The organism is Pseudomonas sp. BLCC-B112 (genome assembly GCF_028550695.1).
In the GTDB taxonomy this organism is placed as follows: domain Bacteria; phylum Pseudomonadota; class Gammaproteobacteria; order Pseudomonadales; family Pseudomonadaceae; genus Aquipseudomonas; species Aquipseudomonas danubii.
The window spans coordinates 1,081,560-1,105,347 of sequence record NZ_JAQQGK010000001.1; the positions used below are offsets into that span (position 1 = coordinate 1,081,560).

At 61.4% G+C, this 23,788-nt stretch carries 25 protein-coding genes; 23 read left to right on the forward strand and 2 right to left on the reverse strand.

The features are described from left to right. Nucleotides 1-94 precede the first annotated feature (94 nt). The 23 genes from PQT43_RS04995 to PQT43_RS05105 all read left to right on the forward strand — a co-directional run bounded on the left by PQT43_RS04995 (nt 95) and on the right by PQT43_RS05105 (nt 21,720). Nucleotides 95-1,498, forward strand: a complete 1,404-nt coding sequence (locus tag PQT43_RS04995; protein ID WP_272753567.1) for a flagellar hook-length control protein FliK — start codon at nt 95-97, stop codon at nt 1,496-1,498. A 155-nt stretch (nt 1,499-1,653) separates the two neighbouring features. Then, nucleotides 1,654-2,154, forward strand: coding sequence for a flagellar basal body-associated protein FliL (gene fliL / locus PQT43_RS05000; RefSeq protein ID WP_102864017.1), 501 nt, complete (start codon nt 1,654-1,656; stop codon nt 2,152-2,154). A 9-nt stretch (nt 2,155-2,163) separates the two neighbouring features. After that, nucleotides 2,164-3,132 carry a flagellar motor switch protein FliM gene (gene fliM / locus PQT43_RS05005; protein WP_011059984.1) on the forward strand — a complete coding sequence of 323 codons (969 nt, stop codon included), beginning with the start codon at nt 2,164-2,166 and terminating at the stop codon, nt 3,130-3,132. Nucleotides 3,133-3,187: 55 nt separating this feature from the next. Then, the gene (gene fliN / locus PQT43_RS05010) at nt 3,188-3,649 is read left to right on the forward strand and encodes a flagellar motor switch protein FliN (protein ID WP_102864016.1); all 462 of its coding nucleotides are present in this window, start codon (nt 3,188-3,190) and stop codon (nt 3,647-3,649) included. Beyond that, the gene (fliO, locus tag PQT43_RS05015) at nt 3,650-4,090 is read left to right on the forward strand and encodes a flagellar biosynthetic protein FliO (RefSeq protein ID WP_102878864.1); all 441 of its coding nucleotides are present in this window, start codon (nt 3,650-3,652) and stop codon (nt 4,088-4,090) included. Then, nucleotides 4,090-4,839 carry a flagellar type III secretion system pore protein FliP gene (fliP, locus tag PQT43_RS05020; RefSeq protein ID WP_102864014.1) on the forward strand — a complete coding sequence of 250 codons (750 nt, stop codon included), beginning with the start codon at nt 4,090-4,092 and terminating at the stop codon, nt 4,837-4,839. The genes fliO and fliP overlap by 1 nt, the downstream gene beginning before the upstream one ends. A 24-nt stretch (nt 4,840-4,863) precedes the next feature. Next, nucleotides 4,864-5,133 carry a flagellar biosynthesis protein FliQ gene (gene fliQ, locus PQT43_RS05025; protein ID WP_102864013.1) on the forward strand — a complete coding sequence of 90 codons (270 nt, stop codon included), beginning with the start codon at nt 4,864-4,866 and terminating at the stop codon, nt 5,131-5,133. A gap of 4 nt (nt 5,134-5,137) precedes the next feature. Further along, nucleotides 5,138-5,920, forward strand: a complete 783-nt coding sequence (fliR, locus tag PQT43_RS05030; protein WP_102878865.1) for a flagellar biosynthetic protein FliR — start codon at nt 5,138-5,140, stop codon at nt 5,918-5,920. 3 nt (nt 5,921-5,923) lie between these two features. Continuing rightward, on the forward strand, nt 5,924-7,099 hold the full coding sequence (flhB, locus tag PQT43_RS05035; protein WP_102864011.1) for a flagellar biosynthesis protein FlhB: 1,176 nt from the start codon (nt 5,924-5,926) through the stop codon (nt 7,097-7,099). A 282-nt stretch (nt 7,100-7,381) separates the two neighbouring features. Next, a complete protein-coding gene (gene flhA / locus PQT43_RS05040; protein ID WP_253084443.1) occupies nt 7,382-9,511 on the forward strand; it encodes a flagellar biosynthesis protein FlhA in 2,130 nt (709 codons plus the stop codon). A gap of 11 nt (nt 9,512-9,522) precedes the next feature. Further along, nucleotides 9,523-10,845: a flagellar biosynthesis protein FlhF gene (gene flhF / locus PQT43_RS05045; protein WP_102864009.1), complete on the forward strand. Its 1,323-nt coding sequence runs from the start codon at nt 9,523-9,525 to the stop codon at nt 10,843-10,845. Between the two features lie 118 nt (nt 10,846-10,963). Beyond that, nucleotides 10,964-11,794 (forward strand): flagellar synthesis regulator FleN, encoded by an 831-nt coding sequence (gene fleN, locus PQT43_RS05050; RefSeq protein ID WP_016963180.1) that lies wholly within the window; start codon nt 10,964-10,966, stop codon nt 11,792-11,794. After that, on the forward strand, nt 11,791-12,531 hold the full coding sequence (gene fliA / locus PQT43_RS05055; RefSeq protein WP_011060003.1) for an RNA polymerase sigma factor FliA: 741 nt from the start codon (nt 11,791-11,793) through the stop codon (nt 12,529-12,531). The genes fleN and fliA overlap by 4 nt, the downstream gene beginning before the upstream one ends. A 165-nt stretch (nt 12,532-12,696) precedes the next feature. Continuing rightward, nucleotides 12,697-13,068: a chemotaxis response regulator CheY gene (locus PQT43_RS05060; RefSeq protein ID WP_003183998.1), complete on the forward strand. Its 372-nt coding sequence runs from the start codon at nt 12,697-12,699 to the stop codon at nt 13,066-13,068. Between the two features lie 30 nt (nt 13,069-13,098). Beyond that, on the forward strand, nt 13,099-13,887 hold the full coding sequence (locus PQT43_RS05065; protein WP_102864008.1) for a protein phosphatase CheZ: 789 nt from the start codon (nt 13,099-13,101) through the stop codon (nt 13,885-13,887). Between the two features lie 12 nt (nt 13,888-13,899). Next, nucleotides 13,900-16,167, forward strand: a complete 2,268-nt coding sequence (locus tag PQT43_RS05070; RefSeq protein WP_272753568.1) for a chemotaxis protein CheA — start codon at nt 13,900-13,902, stop codon at nt 16,165-16,167. Nucleotides 16,168-16,214: 47 nt separating this feature from the next. Continuing rightward, nucleotides 16,215-17,330 carry a protein-glutamate methylesterase/protein-glutamine glutaminase gene (locus PQT43_RS05075; RefSeq protein ID WP_267269594.1) on the forward strand — a complete coding sequence of 372 codons (1,116 nt, stop codon included), beginning with the start codon at nt 16,215-16,217 and terminating at the stop codon, nt 17,328-17,330. Beyond that, on the forward strand, nt 17,330-18,070 hold the full coding sequence (locus PQT43_RS05080) for a flagellar motor protein (RefSeq protein WP_102864005.1): 741 nt from the start codon (nt 17,330-17,332) through the stop codon (nt 18,068-18,070). Before PQT43_RS05075 ends, PQT43_RS05080 begins: the two co-directional genes overlap by 1 nt. Next, nucleotides 18,070-18,957: a flagellar motor protein MotD gene (gene motD / locus PQT43_RS05085; RefSeq protein WP_371826159.1), complete on the forward strand. Its 888-nt coding sequence runs from the start codon at nt 18,070-18,072 to the stop codon at nt 18,955-18,957. Before PQT43_RS05080 ends, motD begins: the two co-directional genes overlap by 1 nt. A gap of 50 nt (nt 18,958-19,007) precedes the next feature. Continuing rightward, nucleotides 19,008-19,796 carry a ParA family protein gene (locus PQT43_RS05090; RefSeq protein ID WP_102864003.1) on the forward strand — a complete coding sequence of 263 codons (789 nt, stop codon included), beginning with the start codon at nt 19,008-19,010 and terminating at the stop codon, nt 19,794-19,796. Nucleotides 19,797-19,880: 84 nt separating this feature from the next. Continuing rightward, nucleotides 19,881-20,765, forward strand: coding sequence for a CheW domain-containing protein (locus PQT43_RS05095; protein WP_272753569.1), 885 nt, complete (start codon nt 19,881-19,883; stop codon nt 20,763-20,765). Nucleotides 20,766-20,844: 79 nt separating this feature from the next. Then, nucleotides 20,845-21,327, forward strand: a complete 483-nt coding sequence (locus tag PQT43_RS05100) for a chemotaxis protein CheW (RefSeq protein ID WP_011060011.1) — start codon at nt 20,845-20,847, stop codon at nt 21,325-21,327. Continuing rightward, a complete protein-coding gene (locus PQT43_RS05105) occupies nt 21,328-21,720 on the forward strand; it encodes a DUF2802 domain-containing protein (protein WP_102864001.1) in 393 nt (130 codons plus the stop codon). It abuts the gene before it with no gap. Between the two features lie 59 nt (nt 21,721-21,779). On the opposite strand, the gene PQT43_RS05110 is transcribed toward PQT43_RS05105, so the two are convergent. Together PQT43_RS05110 and fliK are read right to left on the reverse strand one after the other, a co-directional pair. After that, nucleotides 21,780-22,109 (reverse strand): EscU/YscU/HrcU family type III secretion system export apparatus switch protein, encoded by a 330-nt coding sequence (locus PQT43_RS05110; protein WP_102878869.1) that lies wholly within the window; start codon nt 22,107-22,109, stop codon nt 21,780-21,782. Continuing rightward, nucleotides 22,106-23,689, reverse strand: a complete 1,584-nt coding sequence (fliK, locus tag PQT43_RS05115; protein WP_253084445.1) for a flagellar hook-length control protein FliK — start codon at nt 23,687-23,689, stop codon at nt 22,106-22,108. The genes PQT43_RS05110 and fliK overlap by 4 nt, the downstream gene beginning before the upstream one ends. Nucleotides 23,690-23,788 lie beyond the last annotated feature (99 nt).

A 23,788-nucleotide genomic window follows, 5' to 3' on the forward strand; every position in this document is an offset into this window, starting at 1 on the left:
CGACCTTTTGTCAGCAGGTTGATAAAGCTGGCTCGACCTTTGCAGTCAAGTCTCTGAACTGTACCTTTGATCCCCGTGCAGCGGAGACTGTCCCATGGCTGTTACCCCTAATTCGCTTCTTCAGGCCATAGCTCAGGCCAACGCTAAGTCCAAGACTCAAGCGGCCCCTGCCAGCCCTCTGGCAAGCGTTGCCGAGCCTGGGGACAAGGCGTCCAGCTTCGCGCAGCTCTATGCCAAGGAGTCTCAGAGCAAGCCGCAGAACAAGTCGCCGGCCCTCGCCGACAACTCGCCCAAGCCCGTACGGGACAAGAGCGTCGACAACAGTCCGAAGAAGGATGTTGCCAGCGATCAGTCTGCCGCGCCGCAGCCGACGGTTGCCGATAGCGGCAAAACCTTGCCTGCCGATAAGCCGGTGAGCAGCGACAGCAAGCCCGCCACTGCCGCCAGTGATGACAGCAAGCCGGCCGATACCACGCAGGCCGACGCCTCGGTGGATCCGGCGCCGGTGGACCCGAGTCTGTTGCCGGCGATCCAGCCGCAACCTCAGGTTGCTGAAGTGCCGCCGCCGGTAGTGGCTGCGCAACCTCAGGTGGAAGTGCCCGTGGCGCCGCCCGCTGGGGTGGCAGCAGCGGTAGTGCCGACAGTGGCGCCTGTGGCGGAGCCGCCCAAGGAGGCCTTCGATCCTGAGGCTGATCCGCTGGATGCCTTGCCAGCGCTGCGTCTGGCCATGGAGCAAGGCGGGCATGTCTCGGCTTCCAGTCAGTCTCAGCCCAAGGCTGCACCTGCGAATGCCGATGCCGACGGTCAGTTGACGTCGGTGCAGAACTTCGCCAATGGCATGGCCGGCATGCTTGAGCAGCACACCAGCAAGAACAGCACCGAGCAGGGCGGCGAAAAGGCCTTCACTGGCCTGATTGCCGACGGCCTGAAAGACCTCAAGGGGGCTTCCAGCGATACCCGGGTGGATGATTTCGCCAATCGTCTGGCGGCCCTGACTCAGGCCGCGACGCCGAAGACCGCCAATGCGGTGCCGGTCAACCAGCCGCTGGCCATGCACCAGAGCGGTTGGACCGATGAAGTGGTCAATCGGGTGATGTACCTGTCCAGCGCCAACCTCAGGTCGGCGGACATTCAGTTGCAACCTGCGGAGCTGGGACGCCTGGATATTCGCGTACACATGATTCCTGATCAGCAGACCCAGGTGACCTTCATGAGTGCCCATGCCGGTGTCCGTGAAGCCCTGGAAGGGCAGATGCACCGTATGCGAGACATGTTCAACCAGCAGGGGTTGGGGCAGGTGGACGTCAACGTTTCCGACCAGTCTCGCGGCTGGCAGGGTCAGGAACAGGCGCAGCAGGAGCAGAACCGCAGGAGTGGTTCCAGCACCAGTGGCACGCGCCTGGACGGTGGCGACGAAGAGTTGCCCCATGGCGTGGCTGAAGTGGCTGCCCCGGTGCAGACCGTGATTGGCACCAGCGCTGTGGACTATTACGCCTGATTGAGTGACAGAGGGGGCGTGGCCGAGAGAGCTCGCCATGCCCCTTGCTTCTCCTTCCCCGCTGCTTATCCCCCCATTTCGGACAAATCTGGCATAACACTTGCTCTTGCCTTGCCGTGCGACTGTGAACCCCCGAATAGTGACGGATTATTGGCATGGCGAAGAGCGAAGCAGCAGAAAAACCCACCGCAGGGAAAAGCAAACTCAAGCTTATCCTCTTGATTGTTCTGGCGTTGTTGCTGGCCATCGGCTTGTCGGTCGGCGCCACCTGGTACTTCATGCACAGTGCTCAGAGCAAGCCTGCGCCGGTTGCGGAAACCGCCAGCAACGTCAAGCCCGCAGCGATCTACGAGCCCATGGCCCCGGCCTTCGTCGTCAACTTCACGCAGAACGGTCGTCAGCGCTACATGCAGGTGAGCATTACCCTGCTGGCGCGCAACCAGGCCGACCTGGATGCGCTGAAAGTGCACATGCCGGTGATCCGCAACAACCTGGTGATGCTGTTCTCAGGACAGAGTTTCGACACCCTGGCGACTCCGGTTGGCCAGGAAATGCTCCGCCAGAAGGCCACTGCCAGCGTCCAGGAAGTGGCGCAGAAAGAGGTGGGCAAAGTGGTGGTCGAGCAGTTGCTCTTTACTAACTTCGTACTGCAGTAGGAACACGACATGGCCGTGCAGGACCTGCTGTCCCAGGATGAGATCGATGCGCTGCTCCATGGCGTCGACGACGGTCTGGTACAGACCGAACACGCTGCCGAGCCCGGCAGTGTCAAAAGCTACGACCTGACCAGCCAGGATCGCATCGTCCGCGGACGCATGCCGACCCTGGAAATGATCAACGAGCGTTTCGCCCGCTATACCCGGATCAGCATGTTCAACATGCTGCGTCGTTCCGCCGATGTGGCGGTAGGTGGCGTGCAGGTCATGAAGTTTGGTGAGTACGTGCACTCGCTGTATGTGCCCACCAGCCTCAACCTGGTGAAGATCAAGCCGCTGCGTGGCACGGCGCTGTTCATTCTCGACGCCAAGCTGGTGTTCAAACTGGTGGACAACTTCTTCGGCGGCGACGGCCGCCACGCGAAGATCGAAGGGCGTGAATTCACGCCTACCGAGCTGCGGGTGGTGCGCATGGTGCTGGAGCAGGCCTTCGTCGATCTGAAGGAAGCCTGGCAGGCGATCATGCCGGTCAACTTCGAGTACATAAACTCGGAAGTGAACCCGGCCATGGCCAACATCGTCGGCCCCAGCGAAGCCATCGTGGTGTCGACCTTCCACATCGAACTCGATGGCGGTGGCGGCGACCTGCACGTGACCATGCCGTACTCGATGATCGAGCCAATCCGCGAAATGCTCGACGCCGGCTTCCAGTCTGACCTGGATGACCAGGACGAGCGCTGGAGCAAGGCACTGCGCGAGGACGTGCTGGATGTGGCAGTGCCGCTGAGCGCCACCGTGGCCCGTCGTCAGTTGCGCCTGCGGGACATCCTGCACATGCAGCCGGGCGATGTGATCCCGGTGGAACTGCCGGAAGACATGATCATGCGTGCCAACGGCGTACCGTCGTTCAAGGTCAAGCTGGGTTCCCACAAGGGCAACCTGGCGCTGCAAGTGATCGAGCCGATCGAGCGCCGTTGAGCGGCGCTCCAACCTGTTTGCTGTTCAATGAATTTTTGCCCGTCGAGGACCCAAGATGGCTGACGAAATTAACTCCCAGGACGACCAGGCACTGGCCGATGAATGGGCTGCTGCACTGGAAGAAACCGGTGATGCCGGCCAGGCCGATATCGACGCCTTGCTGGCCGCCGATGCAGGCGCCGCATCCGGCTCCGGGCGTTTGCAGATGGAAGAGTTCGGCAGCATGCCCAAGAGCCATGAGCCGGTCACGCTAGACGGTCCCAACCTGGACGTGATTCTCGATATCCCGGTATCGATCTCCATGGAAGTGGGTAGCACCGACATCAACATCCGCAACCTGCTGCAGCTCAACCAGGGGTCGGTGATCGAGCTTGATCGCCTGGCCGGCGAGCCGCTGGATGTGCTGGTCAACGGCACCCTGATCGCCCATGGCGAGGTGGTGGTGGTCAACGAGAAGTTCGGTATTCGCCTGACTGACGTGATCAGCCCCAGCGAACGCATCAAGAAGCTGCGCTAAGTGAACAAGCTGCTTGGCGTGGTCGTGCTCGGTTTGCCCCTGGGCGCCCTGGCTGCAGAGTCGGCGGCGACAGCTGCGGCTGCAGCCCCGGCAGTGGGCAGCGTCAGTGGGCAGTTGACCCAGCTGGTGCTGGGCCTGCTGCTGGTGATCGGGCTGATTTTCTTCCTCGCCTGGCTGCTGCGCCGGGTGCAGCAGGCCGGTCCCGCCGGGAAGGGACAGGTGATCGAGTTGATCGGCTCTCGGGCCCTGGGGCCGCGCGATCGCCTGGTGCTGGTGCAAGTGGGCAGCGAGCAGATTCTACTGGGCCTGACCCCGGGCACTATCACCCCGCTGCATGTACTCAAAGAACCGGTGCAGGTGCCCAGTGCCGAGCAGGCGACGCCCGAGTTTGCCCAGCGCCTGATGGAGCTGTTGGGCAAGGATCATAAGGATAAGAAGTAATGCCGTTGCGCATCATCTTGACGTTGGCACTGATGTTGGTGGCGCCGCTGGCGCTGGCGGCCGACCCGTTGTCGATCCCGGCGATTACCCTGGGCACCAATGCCGACGGTCAGCAGGAATACTCGGTCAGCCTGCAGATCCTGCTGATCATGACCGCGCTGAGTTTCATCCCGGCGTTCGTCATGCTGATGACCAGCTTCACCCGGATCATCATCGTTTTCTCGATCCTGCGTCAGGCCCTGGGTCTGCAGCAGACGCCGTCCAACCAGATCCTCACCGGCATGGCGCTGTTCCTCACCATGTTCATCATGGCTCCGGTGTTCGACCGGGTGAACCAGGATGCCTTGCAGCCTTACCTGGCGGAAAAACTCACGTCCCAGGAGGCAGTGGCCAAGGCCCAGGTGCCGATCAAGGACTTTATGCTGGCGCAGACTCGCAGCAGTGACCTGGAGTTGTTCATGCGCCTGTCCAAGCGCACCGACATTGCCAGCCCCGACCAGGCACCGCTGACCATCCTGGTGCCGGCCTTCGTCACCTCGGAGCTCAAGACGGCCTTCCAGATCGGCTTCATGATCTTTATCCCGTTCCTGATCATCGACCTGGTGGTGGCCAGTGTGCTGATGGCCATGGGCATGATGATGCTGTCACCGCTGATCATTTCCTTGCCGTTCAAGATCATGCTGTTTGTCCTGGTGGATGGCTGGGCCCTGATCATCGGCACCTTGGCGGGCAGTTTCGGCGGTGTTTAAAACCTTGTTTGCGGATGCTCGACAATGACTCCTGAAGTCGCGGTAGACCTGTTTCGCGAAGCCCTCTGGCTGACCACCCTGATGGTGGCAGTGCTGGTGGTGCCCAGCCTGCTGGTGGGCTTGATGGTGGCCATGTTCCAGGCGGCCACTCAGATCAACGAACAGACCCTGAGCTTTCTGCCGCGCTTGCTGGTGATGCTGGTGACCCTGATTGTCGCCGGTCCCTGGCTGGTGCAAACCTTCATGGAATACATCCGTCAGTTGTACGGCAGTATTCCTCAGCTGATCGGCTGAGCCGATGTCCCTGTTGGCGCTGACCGACACTCAGATCAGTACCTGGGTGGCGAGCTTCATGTTGCCGTTGTTCCGGGTCACTTCGCTGCTGATGGTGATGCCGATATTCGGTACCACTCTGGTGCCGCGTCGCGTGCGTTTGTATTTCGCCCTGGCGATTACCGTGGTCATAGTCCCGGGCCTGCCGCCCATGCCCGAAGTGCGTGCCTTGGATCTCAGCGGCCTGCTGCTGATTGCCGAGCAGATTCTGATCGGTGCGGTGCTGGGGTTTTCCCTGCAGCTGTTCTTCCAGTCCTTTGTGATCGCCGGGCAGATCGTGGCGATCCAGATGGGCATGGGCTTCGCTTCCATGGTCGACCCTACCAACGGCGTCTCGGTGGCGGTGATCGGGCAGTTTTTCACCATGCTGGTGACCCTGCTGTTCCTGGCCATGAACGGCCATCTGGTGGTCTTTGAAGTCCTTACCGAAAGCTTCACCACCCTGCCAGTGGGCGGTGGCCTGATGGTCAACCACTACTGGGAGCTGGCGGGCAAGCTCGGTTGGGTCATGGGAGCTGCGCTGTTGCTGGTACTGCCGGCGATCACCGCGCTGCTGGTGGTCAACATCGCCTTTGGCGTGATGACCCGAGCCGCCCCGCAATTGAATATCTTCTCCATCGGCTTTCCCCTGACGCTGGTGCTCGGCATGGGCATTGTCTGGGTCAGCCTGGCTGACATTCTCAATCAGTATCAACCGCTGGCCTCCGAGGCCCTGCAGTTTTTACGCGAACTGGCAAAGGCGCGTTGAGCCATGGCAGAAAGCGAGAGCGGTCAGGACAAGACAGAAGACCCCACGGAGAAACGCAAGAAGGACTCCCGGGAAAAGGGTGAGATTGCCCGTTCCAAGGAGCTCAATACCCTGGCCGTCATGTTGGCAGGGGCGGGCGGTCTGCTGGTGTATGGCGGTGGTCTGGCCCAGGACCTGCTGGAAATCATGCGTCTGAATTTCTCCTTGCCCCGGGAGGTGCTGCTCAGCCCGGGAGCCATGGGGCAGTACCTGCTGCACTCGGGCAAGATCGCCATCCTGGCGGTGCAGCCGGTGCTGCTGACCTTGCTGCTGGCGGCCATCATCGGGCCGATTTCCCTCGGGGGCTGGTTGTTCGCGGGCAAGAGTCTGGCGCCCAAGTTCAGTCGGATGAATCCGGCGAGTGGTCTTAAGCGGATGTTTTCCACCAATGCGTTGATCGAGCTGCTCAAGGCCCTGGCCAAATTCGGCCTGGTGCTGTTCGTGGCGCTTTCGGTGCTGTCGGCGGACATTGATGATCTGCTGCGTATTGCCCACGAACCGCTTGAACTGGCGATCATCCACAGCGTCCAGGTGGTGGGCTGGAGCACGTTGTGGATGGCGTGCGGGCTGATCCTGATCGCGGCGGTGGATGTACCGGTGCAGATTTACCAGGCCCATAAGAAGTTGTTGATGACCAAGCAGGAGGTGCGTGACGAGCACAAGGACCAGGAAGGTCGTCCTGAGGTCAAGCAGCGGATTCGCCAGACCCAGCGCGAGATGTCTCAGCGGCGGATGATGGCGGCAATCCCCGAGGCTGACGTGGTGATCACTAACCCGACTCACTACGCCGTTGCCCTCAAGTATGACGCCGAGAAGGGTGGGGCTCCGGTGTTGCTGGCCAAGGGCAGCGATTTCTTGGCCCTGAAAATCCGCGAGATTGCCGTGGCCCATGAAGTGATGCTGCTGGAGTCGCCGGCTTTGGCGCGTTCCATCTATTACTCCACTGAGCTTGAAGAAGAAATCCCTGCGGGCCTGTACCTGGCGGTGGCGCAGGTCCTGGCCTACGTCTATCAGATCCGCCAGCACCGCGCGGGCAAGGGCAAGCGTCCGGACCCGCTCAAGGACTTGCCGATTCCGGCGGATCTGCGGCGCGACACTGGCGGCAAGCAATCCTCGGGCGGCCCCATCGAGCCTCTGTAGCTGCAGGCATGCAGGGCCTGGCTTGCCAACGAGTGCGTCCTGCTTTCGTCAGAAAAATGGCTAATTGCCATTATTTCGCCTTGTAACCTTGTTTCTTGCAGCTGACCCAGGGCGCTTCGCCAGCCGACAATGGTGGTCCCGCGATCTTGTCCGCCGGTAGCCCGGTTCTTCCTGGTCAAGGATGGGATTGCGCCGCTTTGGCAAAGTTGGAAGGCTTCTTGCAGTAGCAGCCCCGAGCCGCTTCAGGCGTCAAAAGTTTGCTTTACGGAACGGGGTAAATCGGTGGATCGCTCTCAGTTAATCAACACGGCTCGCAGTAACCTGGCTGACCTCGGTCGAGGCAACCTGGGTGTACCGCTGCTGCTGTTGGTCATGCTGGCCATGATGATGCTGCCAGTGCCGGCGTTCCTGCTGGATGTGTTCTTCACCTTCAACATCGCCCTTTCGATTGTGGTCCTGCTGGTCTGCGTGTACGCCCTGCGACCACTGGATTTTGCGGTATTCCCCACCATTCTGCTGGTAGCCACCTTGTTGCGGTTGGCACTCAACGTGGCCTCGACCCGGGTGGTGATGCTCCACGGTCAGGAAGGCCATGCCGCCGCTGGTAAGGTGATCCAGGCCTTTGGTGAGGTGGTGATCGGCGGTAACTATGTCGTGGGTATCGTGGTCTTCGCGATCCTCATGATCATCAACTTCGTGGTGGTGACCAAGGGTGCCGGACGGATTTCCGAGGTGAGCGCGCGCTTCACCCTGGATGCCATGCCCGGCAAACAGATGGCCATCGACGCCGACCTCAACGCCGGCCTGATCGATCAGAATCAGGCCAAGCTGCGCCGTCTGGAAGTGGCCCAGGAGGCCGAGTTCTACGGCTCCATGGACGGTGCCAGCAAGTTCGTTCGCGGCGACGCCATCGCCGGCCTGCTGATCCTCTTCATCAACCTGATCGGCGGCATTGCGGTCGGTATCTTCCAGCACAACATGACCTTTGCCGACGCCGGCAAGGTCTATGCCTTGCTGACCATCGGTGACGGTTTGGTGGCGCAACTGCCATCGCTGCTGCTGTCCACCGCGGCTGCCATCATGGTGACTCGTGCTTCGGGTTCCGAAGATATGGGCAAGCAGATCAATCGGCAGATGTTCGCTTCGCCCAAGGCGCTGGCAGTGGCAGCGGGCCTGATGGCGGTGATGGGGCTGGTGCCGGGCATGCCGCACTTCTCCTTCCTCAGCCTGGCGGCAGTGGCCGGTGGTGCGGCTTATCTGCTCTGGAAGAAGCAGAACCAAGTCAAGGTCAAGGCTCAGGAAGAAATCCAGCGTCAGCAAGACTTGCTGCCTTCACCGGCTCGGGCCATGGAGACCAAGGAGCTGGGTTGGGACGATGTGACTCCAATCGACATGATCGGCCTGGAAGTTGGCTACCGCCTGATTCCTTTGGTGGATCGCAACCAGGGCGGGCAACTGTTGGCGCGGATCAAGGGTGTGCGCAAGAAGCTCTCCCAGGACCTGGGCTTCCTTATGCCCACGGTGCATATCCGTGACAACCTGGATCTGGCCCCCAGTGCCTATCGCCTGACCCTGATGGGGGTGATCCTGGCGGAGGCCGAGATCTATCCGGATCGTGAACTGGCGATCAACCCCGGGCAGGTCTACGGCACCCTCAACGGTATCTCGGCCCGTGACCCGGCCTTTGGCCTGGAGGCGGTGTGGATCGAAATCAGCCAGCGGCCTCAGGCGCAGTCCCTGGGCTACACCGTGGTGGACGCCAGTACCGTGGTCGCCACCCACTTGAACCAGATTCTGTACAAGCACTCCAGCGAGCTGATTGGTCACGAGGAGGTGCAGCAGTTGCTGCAAGTGCTGGCCAAGAGTTCGCCGAAGCTGGCGGAGGAGTTGGTGCCGGGCGTGCTGTCGTTGTCGCAGTTGCTCAAGGTGTTGCAGGCGCTGCTGGCCGAACAGGTGCCGGTACGGGACATCCGCAGCATTGCCGAGGCGATCGCCAACAATGCCGCCAAGAGTCAAGATACTGCCGCTTTGGTTGCCGCGGTTCGGGTCGGCTTGTCTCGCGCCATCGTCCAAAGCATTGTAGGTACTGAGTCTGAGCTGCCTGTGATTACCTTGGAGCCAAGGTTGGAACAAATTTTGCTCAGCAGTTTGCAGAAGGCAGGACAAGGCCAGGAAGAAGGCGTTCTGCTGGAGCCAAGCATGGCTGAAAAGCTGCAACGTTCGCTGATCGAAGCGGCGCAGCGTCAAGAGATGCAAGGTCAACCGGTGATTCTGTTGGTAGCGGGTCCGGTCCGCGCCATGCTCTCGCGGTTCGGGCGTCTCGCCGTTCCCGGGTTGCATGTGCTGGCGTACCAGGAAATTCCCGACAACAAGCAAGTGACCATCGTTGCGACAGTAGGGCCCAACGGCTGAGGTAGTGGGTTATGCAAGTTAAGCGTTTTTTCGCCGCCGATATGCGTCAGGCCATGAAACTGGTTCGTGATGAGTTGGGCGCTGAAGCCGCCATTATCGGCAACCGGCGGATTGCCGGGGGCGTCGAGTTGACGGCTGCCCTGGATTACAAGTTGTCAGCCTTGTCGCCGCGGGTTCCGAACATGGAACTTGAAGACGAGTTGCGCAAGACCCAGTCGCGTATCGTCACCGCCCAGGCCGAACTGAGCCTGCGGGGCGAGGGCGACAGTGCCTCGATCACCAATCGCCAGTTGTTCGCCGGTCTGCCGTTGACTGCCGCCGAGCCGCTGATCGAGCCGACCCTGACCGAACGTCCGCGTCCGGCCCCGGCTCCTGTTGCTCCGGCGCCCGATAACCGGGCCTTGGACTCCATGCGTTTCGAACTCAACGGTCTGCGTGAGCTGCTGGAAGTGCAGTTGGGCTCCCTGGCCTGGAGCCAGTTGCAGGGCAGCCGCCCGGAGCAGGCCAACCTCTGGCGTCGCCTGCAGCGCATCGGCCTGTCCGGCCCGCTGGCGCGCGACCTGCTGGCACTGATCAGCGAAATCGACGAGCCCCGCCAGGCCTGGCGCATGTTGCTGGCGCACCTGGCGCGGATGATCCAGACCCCGGAAGTCGAGCCACTCGAAGAGGGGGGCGTGATTGCCATGGTCGGTCCTGCCGGCATGGGCAAGACCACCACCCTGGCCAAGCTGGCAGCGCGCTATGTACTCAAGTACGGCGCACAGAACATTGCCCTGGTGAGCATGGACAGCTTCCGTATTGGCGCCCAGGAGCAGCTCAAGACCCTGGGGCGCATCCTTAATGTGTCGGTGACCCATGTCGATCCTGGTCAGTCCCTGGCTCAAGCCCTGGACCCGCTGCTGCGCAAACGCGTGGTGTTGATCGACACCGCCGGCCTGCAAGCCAGCGACCCGGCGTTGCGCATGCAACTGGAAAGCCTGGCCGGTCGTGGGATTCGGGCGAAGAATTACCTGGTGCTGGCCACCACCAGCCAGAAGCAGGTGCTGACGGCTGCCTACCACAGCTACAAACGCTGCGGTCTGGCCGGTTGCATCCTCACGAAACTGGATGAAACAGCTAGTCTTGGCGAGGTCTTGAGCCTGGCCATCAGTCACGAATTGCCAGTGGCCTATCTCACCGATGGCCCACGGATTCCCGACGATTTGCATCTGCCTCGCCGCCACCAGTTGGTGAGTCGTGCTGTCAGTGTGCAGATGCAGGAAGAACCCAGCGAAGAAGCCATGGCCGACATGTTCGCTGACCTCTATCACAGCCCGACCAAGCGGGTCGGCTGAGGTAGACATGAATAGATTGCAGTGTATCTACATCGATGGTCTGCCATGCATTGTTCCAATGGTGAACGCGCAGCCAGTTATGTGGCCCCGTCTAAGTAAGACAAGGTAAAGAAAGAACATGGGCAGCATGCATCCCGTACAGGTGATTGCGGTGACCGGCGGCAAAGGTGGCGTCGGCAAGACTAATGTGTCAGTGAACTTGTCCCTGGCTCTGGCTGAGCTCGGTCGGCGGGTCTTGCTGCTGGACGCCGATCTGGGACTGGCCAACGTCGATGTCCTACTGGGTCTGACCCCCAAACGCACCCTGGCGGATGTCATCGAAGGGCGCTGTGAGCTGCGCGACGTGCTGCTCCAGGGGCCTGGCGGCATTCGCATCGTTCCGGCCGCCTCGGGCACCCAAAGCATGGTGCACCTGAGTCCTGCCCAGCATGCGGGCCTGATCCAGGCCTTCAGCGACATCGGCGACAATCTCGATGTGCTGGTGATTGACACCGCTGCGGGCATTGGTGACTCGGTAGTCAGTTTCGTCCGCGCTGCCCAGGAAGTGTTGCTGGTGGTCTGCGACGAACCGACCTCCATCACCGACGCCTACGCGCTGATCAAGTTGCTCAACCGCGACTACGGCATGAACCGTTTCCGGGTCTTGGCCAACATGGCCCAGAGCCCTCAGGAAGGGCGCAACCTGTTTGCAAAATTGACCAAGGTCACGGATCGTTTCCTGGACGTGGCCTTACAATACGTCGGCGCAGTTCCCTACGACGAAAGCGTACGCAAGGCCGTGCAAAAGCAGCGTGCGGTCTATGAAGCCTTTCCTCGTTCGAAGTGTGCATTGGCGTTCAAGGCCATCGCGCAAAAAGTCGATACCTGGCCGTTGCCGGCGAACCCACGCGGGCATCTGGAGTTTTTTGTCGAGCGCCTAGTGCATCAAACAGCGGGACCGGTGCTATGACTGCCAGCGGCTACAACCTCTACAAGAAGTCGGCACGTGACAGCCAATACGAACTGATCGAGCGCTATGCGCCACTGGTCAAGCGTATTGCCTATCACCTGCTGGCGCGGTTGCCGGCCAGTGTTCAGGTGGAAGACCTGATTCAGGCCGGAATGATCGGTTTGCTCGAAGTGTCGACCAAGTACGACGCGAGCAAGGGGGCGAGTTTCGAAACCTACGCGGGTATCCGTATCCGCGGGGCGATGCTCGACGAGGTTCGCAAAGGCGATTGGGCACCGCGTTCGGTGCACCGTAATACGCGCATGGTCAGTGATGCCATTCGCGCAATTGAAGCTAAAACCGGTCGTGACGCTAAAGATCACGAAGTTGCGGCCGAACTTCAATTGAGTCTCGACGATTATTACGGGATTTTGAACGACACCTTGGGCAGCCGCCTGTTCAGTTTCGACGATCTGTTGCAGGACGGCGAACATGAAGGGCTGCATGAGGATGGCGCCAGTGCTCATCTCGAGCCGTCACGGGACCTGGAGGATGAACGCTTCCAGGCTGCGTTGGCGGATGCGATTGCCAATTTGCCGGAGCGCGAGCGACTGGTGTTGGCGCTGTACTACGACGAAGAGCTGAACCTCAAGGAAATCGGTGAGGTCCTGGGGGTCAGCGAGTCGCGGGTCAGCCAGTTACACAGCCAGTGCGCAGCCCGCTTGCGGGGGCGTTTGGGGGAGTGGCGAGCGCGCTGACAGGCAGTGTGGGGACACTGCGATCAGGACCGGTGAAGCAAGCGCTGCACCGGTCTTGCAGTATGTGCTCCATGCAGTCGTTGTGTGTTATGCCGAATTGATTGAATGGCGCGTTCAGGTGCTGGATGCGTTTAAGACTGCTTGGAGGTCGAATTGGACAAGAACATGAAAATCCTCATCGTTGATGACTTTTCAACGATGCGGCGGATCATAAAAAACCTGTTGCGTGATCTGGGTTTCACCAACACGGTCGAGGCCGACGATGGCACTACCGCCATTCCGGTACTCAACAGCGGGAGCATCGACTTTCTGGTAACGGACTGGAACATGCCGGGCATGACCGGTATCGACCTGCTGCGCCACGTGCGTGCCGATGAAAAACTCAAGCACCTGCCGGTATTGATGGTGACTGCTGAAGCCAAGCGCGAGCAGATCATCGAAGCGGCCCAGGCCGGCGTAAACGGCTATGTCGTCAAACCATTCACGGCTCAGGCGTTGAAAGAGAAGATCGAAAAGATCTTCGAACGCATCGGTTGATGTACGTAGCCATTCCGCCACGGGGGAGCTATGGAGCATAACGAATCTTCACTGGGCGACTTTGAGTCGACCCTGAAAAAACATGCGCTGGAACTGGTCGAAAGCCTTGAAAAGGGCAGGTTTGGCGAAGCGGTGCAATTGATCCATGAGCTCAATCAGACCCGTGACCGCGGCCTGTATCAGGAAGTGGGCAAGCTCACCCGCGAGCTGCATAGCGCGATCGTCAATTTCCAGATTGACCCGCACATGCCGCAAGCCGAGGAAGTTTCACAGATCACGGATGCCACTGAGCGCCTGTCCTATGTGGTCCGGCTCACGGAAGCCGCCGCCAACCGCACCATGGATCTGGTAGAGATCAGCACTCCGTTGGTCAATGGCCTGAGCACTGAAGCCCAGGCCTTGAGCGCAGACTGGGGGCGCTTTATGCGGCGCGAGGTCGGCGCTGAAGAGTTTCGCGAACTGGCACGCCGGGTCGACAGTTTCCTGACGCGTAGCGAGCAGGAAACCCGCACCGTCTCGGGCCACCTCAACGACATTCTGCTGGCGCAGGATTACCAGGACCTGACCGGTCAGGTGATCAAGCGTGTGACCCAGTTGGTCACGGAAGTCGAAAGCAATCTGCTCAAACTCGTCTTGATGGCCAGTCAGGTCGATCGTTTCGCCGGCATCGAACATGACCGTGAATCGATCCTCGCTGAAAAAGATCCGCAAAAACATCTCGCCAAGGGTGAAGGTCCGCAGATTCATGCCGATAAACGGGAAGACGTTATGTCCGGTCAGGACGATGTAGACGATTTGCTTTCCAGCCTTGGATTCTAGGAGCACCCATTAATGAGCTTCGGCGCCGATGAAGAGATCCTTCAGGATTTCCTGGTTGAGGCCGGCGAGATTCTAGAGCAACTGTCCGAACAACTGGTCGAGCTGGAAAGCCGGCCAGATGATGCGGACTTGCTCAATGCAATTTTTCGCGGTTTTCACACTGTTAAAGGGGGCGCCGGCTTCCTCCAGCTCAATGAGCTGGTGGAGTGCTGTCACATCGCCGAGAACGTCTTCGACATCCTGCGCAAGGGTGAGCGGCGGGTCGACTCGGAACTGATGGACGTGGTGCTTGAGGCTCTGGACGCGGTGAACGGCATGTTTGGCCAGGTCCGTGAGCGCACCGAAATTACTGCCGCGACACCTGAGCTGCTGGCCGCCTTGGCGCGCCTGGCTGAGCCTGCCGGTGCCGAACCTGCAGCGCCGGTGGTTGAAGAAGTGGCCGAAGCCGTTGTCGAGCCTGAAGCGCAGGCTCCGTCAGGGGACATCACCGATAACGAATTCGAACTCTTGCTCGACTCGCTGAATGCCGCCAAGGCCGACGCCGAAGTCGCACCTGCTGCCGCACCGGTGGCCGAGGGCGAGCCCGCCAGCGACGAGATCACCGATGCTGAGTTTGAGTCCCTGCTGGACCAACTGCATGGCAAGGGGCAGTTCGCACCCGATGCCGTAGCCACCGCAGCGCCTCCTGCTGCCGCTGGTGCTGCCGCGGCGGGCGACGAAATCACCGATGACGAATTCGAAGCCCTGCTGGACCAGTTGCATGGCAAGGGCAACTTTGCCGTGGACGCACTGGAGTCAGCAGTGGCCGCGGTGCCTGCCGCGCCGACGCCAAGCGCCGCCGCAGCCGGCAGCGACCTGATCACCGATCACGAATTCGAATCCCTGCTCGATGAGCTGCACGGCAAGGGCAAGTTCTCTGAAGCTCCGGGTGCGGCCAAACCGGCAGCGGCTGTTGCCGCGGCGCCGGCTGCTGCAACCAGCACCGCCGTCGCCAAGCCCGTGGCGAAGAAGCCCGAAGCCAAGGCCGAGGCGCCAAAACCGGCAGCGGCTGCAGCGCCGGCACCGGCTCGTGCCGCAGCTGCGCCACCAGCGGAAAAGCCTGCCAGCGAAGCAGAAACCACGGTGCGGGTCGATACCGCGCGCCTGGACGAAATCATGAACATGGTGGGCGAGCTGGTTCTGGTGCGTAACCGTCTGGTGCGCCTGGGGCTCAACAGCGGCGACGAAGCCATGTCCAAGGCCGTGTCGAACCTGGACGTGGTGACGGCCGACCTGCAGACCGCGGTGATGAAGACCCGCATGCAGCCGATCAAGAAGGTGTTCGGGCGCTTCCCGCGTCTGGTTCGCGACTTGGCCCGACAGCTCAAGAAAGAGATCAACCTGGAGCTGGTGGGGGAAGAAACCGACCTCGACAAGAACCTGGTCGAGGCCCTGGCCGATCCGCTGGTGCACTTGGTGCGCAACGCGGTGGACCATGGCATCGAGTCGCCGGAAGAGCGCGAAGCCTCGGGCAAGGCCCGTGGCGGCAAAGTGGTGCTGGCGGCGGAGCAGGAAGGTGACCACATCCTCCTGTCGATTTCCGACGACGGCAAGGGCATGGACCCCAACGTTCTGCGAGCCATTGCCGTCAAGCGCGGCGTGATGGACAAGGACGCGGCCGACCGCCTGAGCGACACCGAGTGCTACAACCTGATCTTCGCCCCGGGCTTCTCCACCAAGACCGAGATCTCCGACGTCTCCGGCCGTGGTGTGGGCATGGACGTGGTGAAGACCAAGATTTCCCAGCTCAATGGCTCGATCAACATCTACTCGACCAAGGGCCAGGGCTCGAAGATCGTCATCAAGGTGCCGTTGACCCTGGCGATCATGCCGACCCTGATGGTGATGCTGGGCAACCAGGCGTTCGCTTTCCCTCTGGTCAACGTCAACGAGATTTTCCACCTCGATCTGTCCCGCACCAATGTGGTGGATGGCCAGGAAGTGGTGATCGTGCGTGACAAGGCATTGCCCCTGTTCTACCTCAAGCGCTGGCTGGTCAGTTCCGCCGCTCATGAAGAGCAGCGTGAAGGCCACGTAGTGATCCTTTCGGTGGGCACCCAGCGGATCGGCTTTGTCGTCGATCAACTGGTAGGCCAGGAAGAAGTGGTCATCAAGCCCTTGGGCAAAATGCTTCAGGGAACCCCGGGCATGTCCGGCGCCACCATTACCGGTGACGGCCGCATCGCTCTGATTCTCGATGTTCCGAGCATGCTCAAGCGTTACGCCGCACGGCGTATTTGATTCGGCGGGGAGGGGCGGTTGGCCTCGCCCCACCTAACGGAGTGTTTATGGCAGTCAAAGTCCTGGTGGTGGACGATTCGGGTTTTTTCCGCCGCCGCGTCTCGGAAATTCTTTCAGCGGATTCGAATATCCAGGTCGTCGGTACGGCGACCAATGGTAAAGAGGCGATCGATCAGGCCCTGGCCCTCAAGCCGGACGTGATCACCATGGACTACGAGATGCCGATGATGGATGGCATCACCGCAGTGCGGCATATCATGCAGCGCTGCCCGACGCCGGTCCTGATGTTCTCTTCCCTGACCCACGAAGGCGCTCGAGTGACCCTCGATGCGCTGGATGCCGGGGCTGTGGATTTCCTGCCGAAGAATTTCGAAGACATCTCGCGCAATCCCGAGAAGGTCAAGCAACTGCTGTGCGAGAAAGTCCACAGCATTTCGCGCAGTAATCGCCGTTTCAGCAGCTACAGCGCCCCGGCGCCGCAACCGGCTGCACCGGCTCCGGCACCGTCGAATTTTGGCGGCAGTCGTCCGGCGCCTGCGCCTGCTCCAGTCCGTGCTCCGGCACCGGCTGCCGGCCCGGCATCGCCGGCGCCCAAGCGCAAGGCCTACAAGCTGGTGGCGATCGGTACTTCCACCGGTGGCCCGGTGGCGCTGCAGCGGGTCCTGACCCAACTGCCGGCCAACTTCCCGGCACCTATCGTGCTGATTCAGCATATGCCCGCGGCCTTCACCAAGGCCTTTGCCGAGCGTTTGGACAAGCTGTGCCGGATCAGCGTCAAGGAAGCGGAGGATGGCGACATCCTGCGTCCAGGCCTGGCGCTGCTGGCGCCGGGCGGCAAGCAGATGATGATCGATGGTCGTGGCGCGGTGAAGATTCTTCCTGGCGACGAGCGCCTGAACTACAAGCCGTGCGTGGACATCACCTTCGGCTCTGCAGCCAAATCCTACAGCGACAAAGTTCTGGCGGTGGTGCTGACCGGTATGGGCGCTGACGGTCGTGAAGGCGCGCGTCTGCTCAAGCAGGGCGGCAGCGCGGTTTGGGCCCAGGATGAAGCCAGCTGCGTGATCTACGGGATGCCCATGGCCATCGTCAAAGCCAATCTGGCGGACGCGGTGTACAGCCTGGACGACATCGGCCGGCATCTGGTCGAGGCCTGTCTCTGATGGATGTGCTCAGCCTTATCGGGATCATCATGGCGTTTGTCGCCATCATTGGCGGCAACTACCTGGAAGGGGGGCACCTGTCGGCCCTGGCCAATGGCCCGGCGGCACTGATCGTGCTCGGCGGGACCATCGGCGCGGCTTTGCTGCAGTCGCCTTTGAGTGCCTTCAAGCGAGCCATGCAGATCCTGGTGTGGATTCTGTTTCCGCCTCGGGTGGACCTGCCCGGGGGCATCGATCGGGTGGTCAACTGGAGCCTGACCGCACGCAAGGAGGGCCTGCTGGGCCTGGAAGGCGTGGCGGACGCCGAGCCTGACACCTATTCGCGCAAAGGCTTGCAGCTGTTGGTCGATGGTGCCGAACCGGAAGCCATTCGCAGCATCCTTGAGGTGGACTTCTACACTCAGGAGAGCCGCGATATTGAGGCTGCCAAGGTCTTCGAAAGCATGGGCGGTTATGCGCCGACCATCGGCATCATCGGTGCGGTGATGGGCCTGATCCACGTGATGGGCAACCTGGCGGACCCGTCGCAGTTGGGCAGTGGTATCGCCGTGGCCTTCGTCGCCACCATCTACGGGGTGGCCAGCGCCAACCTGGTGCTGTTGCCGATCGCGGCCAAGCTCAAGGCCATTGCCTTGCGCCAGTCCCGTTACCGGGAAATGTTGCTCGAAGGCATTCTGTCGATTGCCGAAGGCGAAAACCCTCGCTCCATCGAGTTGAAGCTGCAAGGCTTCATGGACTGATTATGGCTCGTCGTCGCCAGCAAGAAGAACACGTCAACCACGAACGCTGGTTGGTTTCCTACGCCGACTTCATCACCTTGCTGTTCGCGTTTTTCGTGGTCATGTACTCCATCTCCTCGATCAACGAGGGCAAGTACAAGGTGATTTCCGAAGCCTTGATCGGGGTCTTCACCGACTCCGATCGCAGTCTCAAGCCGATTCCCATCGGTGACGAGCGGCCCAAGACCGTGACCCCGGCCAAGCCGCTGGTCAAGGACAGCGAACAGACCGACGCCGGCATTTCCGGTGGCAGTGACCCGCTGAAAAGCATCGCCGATGACATCAGCGCCGCTTTTGGCGACCTGATCAGCTCCAACCAGATGACTGTGCGTGGCAATGAGTTGTGGGTGGAGATCGAACTCAACTCCAGCCTGTTGTTCGGCAGCGGCGATGCCATGCCCAGCGATCAGGCGTTCACCATCATCGACAAGGTGGCGAAGATCCTCAAACCCTTCGACAACCCGATTCATGTCGAAGGCTTCACCGACAACCTGCCGATCCAGACCGCGCAATACCCGACCAACTGGGAGTTGTCTTCGGCCCGTTCGGCGAGCATCGTGCGGATGCTGGCGATGCAGGGGGTGAACCCCGCGCGAATGGCTTCGGTGGGGTATGGCGAGTTCCAGCCGGTGGCCAACAATGCCACCGCCGAAGGCCGGGCACGCAATCGCCGGGTGGTGCTGGTGGTATCGCGCAACCTGGATGTGCGTCGCAGCCTGACCGGTACCGGAACCGCCAACGCGACACCGGATGCGGCACTCAAGCGTGCTGGCACACAAACTGCACCAACCCCAGTGAAAACGCCGGTACAGGGAAGCGCCGTCAATTCTCCGTCACCCGCTTTATAACTTAGCGCTATGTCTCGCCCCGCTGTGGCCGGGCGGGAGGAACAAACCGAATGAGAGTCTGGGCAGTTGCCAATCAAAAGGGTGGTGTCGGTAAAACCACCAGTTCCATCGCTTTAGCCGGTTTGCTGGCCGAGGCGGGCAAGCGCGTGGTCGTGGTCGATCTCGACCCCCACGGTTCCATGACCAGCTACTTCGGCTATGACCCGGACAGCCTGGAGCACAGCAGCTACGACCTGTTCCTGCACAAGGGCAATGTGCCCCAGGACCTGCCGGGCCAGTTGTTGCTGGGCACCAGCCATGAGCGCATTTCACTGTTGCCGTCGAGCACCGCCCTGGCCACCCTTGAGCGTCAGTCACCGGGGCAGAGTGGTTTGGGCCTGGTGATCGCCAAGAGCCTGGCACAGCTGTGGCAGGACTTCGATTACGCGGTGATCGACAGCCCGCCGCTGCTCGGTGTGTTGATGGTCAACGCCCTGGCGGCCAGCCAGCAGTTGGTGATCCCGGTGCAGACCGAGCACTTGGCGGTCAAGGGGCTGGAGCGCATGGTCAACACCCTGGCGATGGTCAATCGCTCGCGCAAGCAGCCGCTGCCGTTCACCATTGTGCCGACCCTGTTCGACCGCCGGACCCAGGCTTCCCTGGGCACTCTGCGCATCCTGCGGGACAAGTTTCCCGACGAAATCTGGCAGGGCTATATCCCGGTGGATACCCGCTTGCGGGATGCCAGCCGGGCAGGGGTCACCCCATCTCAGTTCGATGGCAAGAGCCGCGGTGTACTGGCCTACAAGGCCTTGCTCAAGCATCTGCTGGCCCAGCAACTCGTGGCGCAGGTGGCTTGACGTGAAGCGCTATTCAAGTCACTTGACCGCTCGGCCGATAACCCCTACAGATCACTGTATCGGGGTTTTTGCGTGGGCATCCTCATGAACCGTCCTCTGGATATCAAGAGCCGGCCTCAGCTGGCGCTGCAGTCGTACCTGGACGCTTTGCTGCAGGATGCTACTGAAGAGGAACAGCTACCGGAGCCTCCGGTCCAGGTTGCTCCGCCGGTCCCGCCGGTAATGTCCCCGGCTTCCAGCGAAGTGCTGGATGAGTTCCAGGCTGCAGTGTTGGAAGAGCAGGCGCGGGACGCACAGGCCCAGCACCAGGCGGCACCTGCTGTCCGGGATGCTGCACCTGTACCTGCGGTAATGGAGGCGCCGGAACCCTTGCCGAGTTCGATCTCGCCGGTGGTGCCGATGCTCCAGGCCCTGGTGCCGCCACTGGTGGAAGTTCATCTGCCGCCGAACAATACACCGCCTCCGGTTTCCGGTAGCGACCGTCCCAGCTGGGCGGCCGAACCTTTCGAGTGCCTGTTGTTCGATGTCGCCGGCCTGACCCTGGCAGTGCCGTTGGTGTGCCTGGGGTCGATCTATTCCCTGGCGGGGCAGGAACTGACACCGCTGTTCGGCCAGCCGGAATGGTTCCTCGGCATCCTGCCGAGCCAGGCCGGTAATCTGAAAGTCCTGGATACCGCTCGCTGGGTCATGCCGGATCGCTACCGTGATGATTTTCGCCAGGGCTTGCAGTATGTGATCTCGGTCCAGGGCTACGAGTGGGGGCTGGCAGTGCATCAGGTCAGTCGCTCCCTGCGCCTGGACCCCAACGAAATCAAGTGGCGCAGTCATCGTGGCCAGCGTCCGTGGCTGGCCGGCACGGTGATTGAGCATATGTGCGCCTTGCTTGACGTTGCTGAACTGGCCGAGTTGATTGCCACCGGTGGCGCCAAGCAGATGGCTATCAGTCAAGCGGCCCACAAGCCGAAGTAAACCAACAACAGGCTACGTCCGTCGGACGTGGCCACACAGAACACACGCCGTTTTCAACGGTTTTTTGAGGGGTCAGGGTATGAATAAGTCGTCGTCTGCACAGGGTTCCGAAGATCCGATCCTGCAATGGGTCACCTTCAAGCTGGATAACGAGTCCTACGGCATCAACGTGATGCGCGTCCAGGAAGTCCTGCGCTACACCGAGATCGCTCCGGTACCGGGTGCTCCCAGCTATGTGCTGGGGATCATCAACCTGCGGGGCAATGTGGTCACCGTGATCGACACCCGTCAGCGTTTCGGCCTGGTGCCGACCGAAGTCAACGACAACACCCGGATCGTCATCATCGAAGCCGACAAGCAAGTGGTCGGGATCATGGTCGACAGCGTGGCGGAAGTGGTTTACCTGCGTCAGTCGGAAGTCGAGACCGCGCCGAATGTCGGTAACGAAGAGTCGGCCAAGTTCATTCAGGGTGTCTGCAACAAGAACGGCGAACTGCTGATTCTGGTTGAACTGGACAAGATGATGAGCGAAGAGGAATGGTCGGAACTGGAGAGTATCTGATTGATCCTCGAGGTAGCGGTGATTGTCCTGGCGATCCTTTGGGTCGCCACTGTGGCGCTATTCCTGTCGTACACCCGCAATCAGCGGCAGATCGCTGCCCAGCAGGCCGAAGGCGATGCCGTGCGCGACCAGCGGATCAAGGAGCTGGCCAAGCGCGTCGATCATTACCAGAGCGGTACGGTGCGCATGGGCGAGGATCTGCACGAGCTGCGAGCGGTGGTGGCGCCGTTGCCGGACAAACTGGCCCAACTGGAGCAGCGTGACCCCTCCAGCCTGTCCTTCGCCCAGGCCGCGCGCCTGGTGGGCATGGGCGCCAGTGTCGACGAGCTGACCCAGTCCTGCGGCCTGACCCAGGCCGAGGCGGAGCTGGTCAGCAAGCTGCACAAAGGCTAGCCACAAGTCGCAAGCTTCCCGAGGGACGCTTGCGACTTAGCGCTTACCGCGGCTTCTCTTCAATAATCGTCACCGCGCTCGGTGATGTCTTTCTCCAGTTCCACCTGATGCGGATCATGCCCGGCCGGAAACTTGCCCTTGAGGTTCCAGGCGAAGGCGATGATTTCGGCGATGGTCCGGTACAGCTCCGGTGGAATGCTCTCGCCCAACTCCAGGCGCGCCAACAGCTTCACCAGCTCGGCGTTCTCATAGATCGGCACTTCATAGTCCCGGGCGATCTTCAGGATGGCTTCGGCCAGTTCATCGTCACCCTTGGCGGTCAGGGTCGGGGCTTGCTGGCCGTCGTACTTGAGGGCAATGGCCTGGCGTGGAGGAGGTGTGTGCTTCATGCGGTTTCGTCGACCCAGCGTTGTTCCAATCGGGTTTGCGGGCCCTGGGGCGGGATGCCCAGGTGGCAGTCCAGGTCACCGACATCCAGCCCTGAAGCCAGCAGGCGTTCGCGCAGGTTGCCCAGGTGGCTTTCGATCAGGCTCGCGGTGTAGGGGCGTTCGGCCCACAGCTGGCTGGACAGCCGACCTTGAATCAGTTGAGCCTGGACCTGCAGCGGGCCCAGGGGCTCCAGGTCGAAGGCCAGATCGAGCCGCCACAAGGCCTGCTTGGATTCTCGCTCTTCACGTTTTTGTTGCGGCTCAGGTTCCGGCGCTTCTTCGCGCTGCATTTTGACCTGCAAGGGCACGATGTCCTGCAGGTTGCGCATGGGAATTTCCAGCTGCCAGGTGGTCAGTTGCCGGCCATCGTCGGTCTGGCCGCTTTGTTCCAGGCTCGCCAGTTGATGGCTCTGCAGGCGTGATACCGCAGCGGCGGCCAGGCGCAGCAAGTGTTCCAGATCGCCTTCGCCCTCCAGGCTTTGCAGCAGCCGTGCCGGCAGCGGGAAGCCGCTGGGTGAGGTCTTGGCGCTGACCTGGCCGAGGGTGCCCAGGGCGCTGCGCACGAAGCTCGGCAGCGATTGCGCCAGGGTGTTGGCGGCGATGATCGCATTGAAGCTGCTGGAGGAGGGCAGCCCCGGGGTCAACTGGGCGATCAGGCGCAGCAGGTCGCCCTTCAGGTCTGGCGTCTGACCGGGATTGGTGCCGGCCAGCAGCTTGGCTTCCAGAAACAGGCCGCTGCCCAGCAGAGCCTGGGCCACGCCGCGCGAGGTGCTCAACTGCTGATGGTCCGGCAGACCGGCCAGCAAGCGCTCCACGGCGGCCCGCAGGTCGGCGGAGGAAGTGGCCAGTTCGCTGTCGGCGGGCAGGTTCTGCAGAAGGTTGATCAGTCCATTCAGGGAACCCTGGCGGCTTTGCTGGCTGGCCAGTTGTGCGGCGATGGCCAGTTGTTCCTGGCGGTTGCCCAGAGGGACGAAGTTCAGGGTCTGTGCATCCGCGACCTGGGCGCTGAGCAGGCTGCCGATACGCAGCGGCTGCGGGCTGTCGATGCTCAAGGTGGCGCCACTTTGCGCCGTGTTGAGCAGGCTCACCAGGGAACGGTAGATCGCCGGCTGATTGCTGCCCTGGGGCAGGAGTTGGGTAGTCAGCACCTTGCCCTGGAGCAGGGTGCCGGCGGGCAGTTGGCTGGTATCCAGGCGAGTCAGGGCGGCGACGCTGGAGGCAATGGCCTGCTGCACGGTGATCGCCAGGTTGCCGGCCGAAGGCTGGATCACCGCCAGGCTGGTGCCCTGGGGCAAGGGCTGGCTGCTGGTGGCTTGCACGGTGGTTTGCCGGCCGTTGTCCAGGGTCACCTTGAGCAACAGCTGGAAGGTCTGGTCGGTCTGCTTGAGCGACAGCACTTCAGCCTTGGCGCTCTGACCGGCGGCAATCAAGCCTTCCAGTGGCGGCACCAGCTTGAGCAGTTCGCCGCTGATCGGCTGAGGGCGCGAGGGGCCGGGAGCGGGCACCTGGGGCAGTGGCAGGATGTTTATTTCGCCAGTCATTCGGACACAACCTGTGGAAATTAGCCCTCTTGAGAGTAGGGCTTCGCATGTATAATGCCGCCCGTCTTTGGGGGAGTGGGGAAAACATTGCAAATGTTT